Source organism: Synechococcus sp. H55.9, assembly GCF_047462355.1.
In the GTDB taxonomy this organism is placed as follows: Bacteria; Cyanobacteriota; Cyanobacteriia; order Thermostichales; family Thermostichaceae; genus Thermostichus.
Map to the genome: position 1 here is coordinate 37,816 of NZ_JANSJB010000007.1, position 4,865 is coordinate 42,680.

Annotated in this window: 6 protein-coding genes; 4 read left to right on the forward strand and 2 right to left on the reverse strand. The window is 59.7% G+C overall.

Annotated elements, in window-relative coordinates:
* On the forward strand, nt 1-1,625 hold a 1,625-nt coding region (locus NW857_RS01990), incomplete at its 5' end, for an ABC transporter ATP-binding protein (RefSeq protein ID WP_414367813.1).
* Here the strand turns inward: NW857_RS01990 and NW857_RS01995 are convergent.
* Nucleotides 1,622-1,828 carry a hypothetical protein gene (locus tag NW857_RS01995; RefSeq protein WP_414334899.1) on the reverse strand — a complete coding sequence of 69 codons (207 nt, stop codon included), beginning with the start codon at nt 1,826-1,828 and terminating at the stop codon, nt 1,622-1,624. The genes NW857_RS01990 and NW857_RS01995 overlap by 4 nt on opposite strands.
* 179 nt (nt 1,829-2,007) lie before the next feature.
* On the opposite strand from NW857_RS01995, the gene NW857_RS02000 reads away from it, so the two are divergent.
* The 3 genes from NW857_RS02000 to NW857_RS02010 all read left to right on the forward strand — a co-directional run bounded on the left by NW857_RS02000 (nt 2,008) and on the right by NW857_RS02010 (nt 4,545).
* A complete protein-coding gene (locus NW857_RS02000) occupies nt 2,008-2,379 on the forward strand; it encodes a hypothetical protein (RefSeq protein WP_414334898.1) in 372 nt (123 codons plus the stop codon).
* Between the two features lie 187 nt (nt 2,380-2,566).
* Nucleotides 2,567-4,078, forward strand: a complete 1,512-nt coding sequence (locus NW857_RS02005; protein WP_414367815.1) for an AAA family ATPase — start codon at nt 2,567-2,569, stop codon at nt 4,076-4,078.
* Between the two features lie 116 nt (nt 4,079-4,194).
* Nucleotides 4,195-4,545 carry a DUF1257 domain-containing protein gene (locus tag NW857_RS02010; protein WP_414334896.1) on the forward strand — a complete coding sequence of 117 codons (351 nt, stop codon included), beginning with the start codon at nt 4,195-4,197 and terminating at the stop codon, nt 4,543-4,545.
* 119 nt (nt 4,546-4,664) lie between these two features.
* On the opposite strand, the gene pgk is transcribed toward NW857_RS02010, so the two are convergent.
* Nucleotides 4,665-4,865: phosphoglycerate kinase (gene pgk, locus NW857_RS02015; protein WP_414367817.1), on the reverse strand; the 201-nt coding region annotated here is incomplete at its 5' end.

A 4,865-nucleotide genomic window follows, 5' to 3' on the forward strand; every position in this document is an offset into this window, starting at 1 on the left:
TCGCCCAAGGCAACAGTGGGATCCTCGCCGGCCTCTGGCCCTACGTGGGCCTGTTGATCCTCACCCTGCTGGCCCGCTGGGTTTTTCAAGCCTTGGAAGGGTATACCAGCCAGAAGCTGGGGCAGTTGATGACCCGCGACATCCGCAATGATCTCTTTGCCCACGTGCTGGCCCTGCCGGCCCAATTTTTCGATCGCACCCCGGTGGGCAAGTTGATCACCCGCATCACCAGCGATGTAGAAGCTCTGGGGGATGTGTTTTCCACCGGCGCGGTCGGCATCGTCAGCGACCTCTTTACCCTGGCGGTAATCGCGGTGGTAATGCTCAGCCAGCGCTGGGATCTGGGCCTGCTGCTGATCCTCATTGTCCTGCCGGTTAGCGCTGTGGTCATCGAGCTGCAGCGCCGCTTTCGCGATGCCAACTTCCGCGTGCGGGAAGAGCTCTCCAAGCTCAACGCCTGGATCCAGGAAAACGTCTTGGGCATTGCCGTGGTGCAACTGTTTCGGCGGGAGCGGCTCAACAGCGAGATTTTTCAAACCATCAACCGGCGCTACATCCAAGAGGTGGATCAGACCATCCTCTACGACTCTGCCCTTTCCGCCGTTTTGGAGTGGGTTGCCTGGCTGGCGGTGGCCGCTCTCCTGTGGGTGGGGGGGCAGCAGGTGCTGGCAGCCGGAGGGGGATCCCTGCCTTTGCCCCGAGAACCCCTCACCTTCGGCAGCCTCTACGCCTTCATTCTCTTTTCCCAGCGCTTTTTCAACCCCCTGCGCCAGTTGGCGGAAAAGTTCACCGCCCTGCAGGCGGGGTTCACCGCCGTGGAACGCATCGACCACATCCTCAGCCTGCCCGTCGCCATCCAGGATCCCGTCCAGCCGCGCCACCTGCCCCCAACGGCCAAAGGGGAGGTGCAGTTCGAGCAGGTCTGGTTTGCCTACAACCCCGGCGAGTGGGTGCTCAAAGACCTCAGCTTCACCATCCGCCCCGGCGAAAAGGTCGCCCTGGTGGGGCCCACCGGCGCCGGCAAAAGCTCCATCATCCGCCTACTTTGCCGCCTTTACGAGGTAACTCGCGGCTGCATCCGCATCGACGGCGTGGACATTCGCGATCTGCCCCAGGCCGAGCTGCACCGTCACCTGGGCGTGATCCTGCAGGACGGATTCTTGTTCTCTGGAGATATCCAGCAAAACATCACCCTGGGAGAGAAGGGCGAGCTGGCAGAAGTAGAGCGGGTGGCCCGCCAACTCCACCTGCACGAGTTCATCCGCGAGCTGCCCCAGGGCTACGCCACCCCCGTGCGGGAGCGGGGCAGCAACCTCTCCAGCGGCCAAAAACAGCTCATTAGCTTTGTGCGGGCCCTGTGGCGGGATCCGAAAATCTTGGTCTTGGATGAGGCCACCGCCAGCCTGGATGTGGGCACGGAGGCCCTGATCCAATCCGCCCTGGAAACCCTGCTACGGGATCGCACCGCCCTCATCATCGCCCATCGCCTCTCCACCATCCGCAATGTGGATCGCATCTTGGTTCTGCAGCGGGGGGAACTGAAAGAACAGGGATCCCACGCCGAGCTCATGGCCCGCAACGGCCTCTACGCCAAGCTCTACCGGCTGCAAGGTCTGGGCGGCTAGCGACCGGCACCAAAGCGAGACCCAAGCGCCCGCAGGGTGGTGAAGCTGGCGTCCGCAAGGGCAACTCGAGCTTTGCAGAGCAACAGATTGCCACTGTCCAGGGCAATGTCCTTTAAGCTGGCCAAACCATCGCCGGTTTGCACCAGGGCACGGCGGCCCCAACTGGAGAAATTTTTGCTGAGGGTGTTGATTAAGCGTTCCATAGGGATTGCCCACTCCGCTCCTGAGTCTCCTACTTAGCCTACTCCCCCACCCGCAGATGTCCACAAGCCCAAAAGATATCGAGAAAATTATTACAGATTGTTAAAAGCTTGCCGTCAAAGCGGCAGGCTGGCTATGATGGCCTTCAAGTTTGGCAAGCAACTCAGAAAAGCGGTTAGCCATGAATCATCGGCCAGAAGTAGTGGAAGGCACAGAGGTCAAGCAGAAGGTAACTCTGTATCTCTCACCTGACCTGTACCGGAATCTGAAGATTCGGGCTGCCGTGGAGCAAGAGCCAATGTCAGCGGTGGCAGAGAAGGCCCTCACCTTTTATCTGCTGCACCCAGAAGTTATCGAAGGCGTACAAGGCAGCGCCTACCGCGTCCATCGGTGCCCTGAGTGCGGCCATCGGTTTGTCATCCGCAACGGAGAGGTGGTTTCGCTGCACCAGCCATCGGCTGAGGAAGCCATTCTCGAAGAGGTGGAGCCAGAATACTGGGGATCGGCTGCCGGCTCGGAAGAGCAACGGCAAGATGCGTTGGTGCCCTGCTAAAACGCTTCTAGGTGGGCTCCTTTGGCAACTGAAGCTAGACAGGAGCAAACACCAGCACAAAAGGTTTCTAAGATTCACTCAACAAGGACATCTTCCCAAGCGCGATCCAAGCCCAAGCAACCCAAACTCCGTTTTTCTCCCTTTCTGTCGCTTTCCTTAGATTTCCCCTCTGCAGTTGGTGTTTCCCATGCAAGAGCTCAGCATCCTCATTCAAGCTCAATACCCACTGCTGTACCTGCTTACCCCAGAGGAGGAACGGGCGGAAGCGGCTCTGGCAGCGATTGCCCGCACCCTGAGGCCCCAGCGCCGCCTATTCATCTGGACAGTTACCCACGGCATCATCGAATACGGCAACCCCCGCAGCCTCACCCAGCACAACACCCAATCTCCCCAGCCGGCCATCCAGTGGGTGATGGAGCAAAAGGATCCCGCCATCTGCGTCTTCAAGGATCTGCACGACTTTTTGGACAACACCGAGGTCAAGCGTTGGCTGCGCGATGCCATCGCCAGCTTGAAGGGATCCCACAAAACCATCTTGCTCATGTCGCCGGTGCAGGTGATCCCCGTCGAGCTGGAGAAAGACATTTGCGTAGTCGACTTTCCCCTGCCGGACATGGCTGCCCTGGAGCGCACCCTCAACCGGCAGTTGGAGCAGCTTCCCCGCGGCGGATCCGTAAGCCCTGAGACGCGAGAAAAGCTGGTCAAAGCGGCCCTGGGCCTGACGCAGGATGAGGCGGAAAAAGTTTACCGCAAGGCGGTGGTGACGCACGGTCGCCTCAGCGAGGCGGAGGTCGATATCGTTCTCTCTGAGAAAAAGCAACTGATCCGCCGCAACGGCATCCTTGAGTTCATCGAAGAAGATGAGACGATCGAGGCGGTCGGCGGTCTGGAGGAATTGAAGCGTTGGCTGCTACAGCGCTCTGAGGCCTTTACCGAGAGGGCCCGTGCCTACGGCCTGCCTCAGCCCAAGGGGCTTTTGATTCTGGGGGTGCCCGGCTGCGGCAAGTCCCTGATCGCCAAGACCACCGCCCGTCTCTGGGGTTTGCCGCTGCTGCGCCTAGATATGGGCCGCGTCTATGATGGCTCTATGGTCGGCAAGTCAGAGGCCAACCTGCGCAGCGCCCTGCGCACCGCCGAATCGCTGGCACCGGCCATCCTCTTTATCGACGAGCTGGACAAAGCCTTCGCCGGCTCGGCAGGCTCTAGCGACTCCGATGGCGGCACCTCCAGCCGCATCTTTGGCTCCTTCCTCACCTGGATGCAGGAGAAGCGTTCGCCGGTGTTTGTCATGGCCACGGCCAACCGCGTAGAGCGCCTGCCGGGCGAGTTCCTGCGCAAGGGCCGTTTTGACGAGATTTTCTTCGTGGATCTGCCCAACATCAACGAGCGCATGGAGATCTTCCGGATCCACCTGAAGAAGCGGCGGCGCGACATCAGCCGCTTTGATCTGCGCCAGCTAGCAGCGGCCTGCGAGGGCTTCTCCGGCGCGGAGATCGAACAAGTTTTGATTGCTGCCATGTACGAAGCGTTTGCCCAGAACCGCGAATTTACGCAACTGGACATTTTGGCAGCAACGAAAGCAACTCAACCGCTATCTCGCACCATGACGGAGCAAGTGGTAGCGTTGAGGGAATGGGCCCAGCAGCGGGCTCGGCCTGCAGCAGCCTCTGTAGCCGAGTACCAGCGGCTGGAGTTCTAGGAGGAGTGAGAAGCCAGAGTTGCCTTGGCAGAGGCAAAAATGGCAAAACCCCCACTTTGAACGTTGCCCATTGTTTGTGTTGATGTTCCAAACCCTAAACACAGGAGAGAAACACCATGTCTCATTTTAGCACCTTGCGCACCAAGATCACCGATGGCCAGATTCTGGTTAACTCCCTGCGCGATCTCGGCTACACCGTCAAGATGAACGCCGATGTGCGTGGCTACAACGGCCAGCGTGTTCGTGCCGACATCGTGGCCCAATTGGAAGGCGACTACGATCTGGGCTGGTCCAAGAACCCCGACGGTTCCTACGACCTGATCGCCGATCTGTGGGGCGTGGCCAAGAAGCACAACCAAACCGAGTTGATCAACTCCATCAACCAGAAGTACGCCGTCAACAAGACCTTGGCCGAGGTGAAGCGTCCTGGCTTGAACAACGCCAACGTTAAAGTGGTGATGCACTAAGCCGGATCCAGTCTCGCCATTGCTGCGGCCATCTGCGCCGAGTAGATCAAAAGAGGGGCTGAACTCAGCCCCTACTTTTTTGCTGCTTTTGGGTTGGATGAGCCGAGCAGGAACCTACACTACGCTTCGCTGAGGGCGGCAATACCAGGCAGCTCTTTGCCCTCCAGCAGCTCCAGGCTGGCGCCGCCGCCGGTGGAGATGTGGGTCATCTTGTCCGCTAGGCCAACTTTTTCCACAGCTGCTACCGAGTCGCCGCCGCCAATGATGGTGATGGCCCCGGCCTGGGTGAGGTCGGCCAGGGTGCGGGCAATGGCTTCTGT